We start from the raw sequence: 730 nt of genomic DNA, 5'->3' as shown, positions 1-730 counted from the left end.
AACGTTCGACTGAAAATGAGCCGTTGCAGACTAATAACCTATCTCATTTTGAGCGCGATGCTATTGCTCGGATTGATTTTTGCTGAGGAAGAAGCTAAAGAACAGCTCGCTTTAGAGGCAACGGATTTCGGATCCTCTGAGGAAATTGCAGCATATGCTTCAAAGGGTAAGGTTTCCAATAATATTACTGATTGGTTGAGAGGAATTTCTTATGTCGAACTGGTTCTCTACGATCATACCATGGATTCTGGTGCTCCGCTGGTTAAGGATGGGAAGCTTCACAAGGGTCTCAAAAAGGAATGGACCAAGCGGCTTTCTAAGGAGGAGGTCCAGAAAATCACGAGAGCGCTTACTGGAGAACATAAGTGGCAGGGTGGAGCGCTTTGCTATGAACCTCACCATGGTTTCGTTTTCTATGACGGGAAGGGCATAATTCTCGGACATGTTGAGATTTGCTTCATGTGCGGAAACTATTATTCCTATCCCAAGGATGGTTTGTCGCAATACTGGGACCTTGAGGCTCTGAAGAACATTGTCTCTGGTCATGAACTGCCACTGTTCAATACTCCTCGGGAATGGGAAAGATTCTACGCTGAACCGTAAAAGTCGAACAATGCGCAGCACCACAAATCCGACCGCGCTGGCGAGTCGGAGGATTGACAGGAGGAGGGAGCATGGTAGAAGTAGTGAAAGCGCGCTGAGTCGGTCGGATTGGGTGTGCTGAGACGTT

At 47.4% G+C, this 730-nt stretch carries 1 protein-coding gene; it reads left to right on the top strand.

The window, feature by feature from the left end; translation table 11 throughout:
• The coding region (locus IE099_RS20655) for a hypothetical protein (protein ID WP_229809639.1) at nucleotides 1–603 on the top strand (603 nt) is incomplete at its 5' end.
• Nucleotides 604–730: the final 127 nt, after the last annotated feature.

This window comes from Roseibacillus persicicus (genome assembly GCF_014651675.1).
In the GTDB taxonomy this organism is placed as follows: Bacteria; Verrucomicrobiota; Verrucomicrobiia; order Verrucomicrobiales; family Akkermansiaceae; genus Roseibacillus; species Roseibacillus persicicus.
Note: the sequence above shows the minus strand (reverse complement) of the source record. Positions and strands in the feature narration are given on the sequence as shown.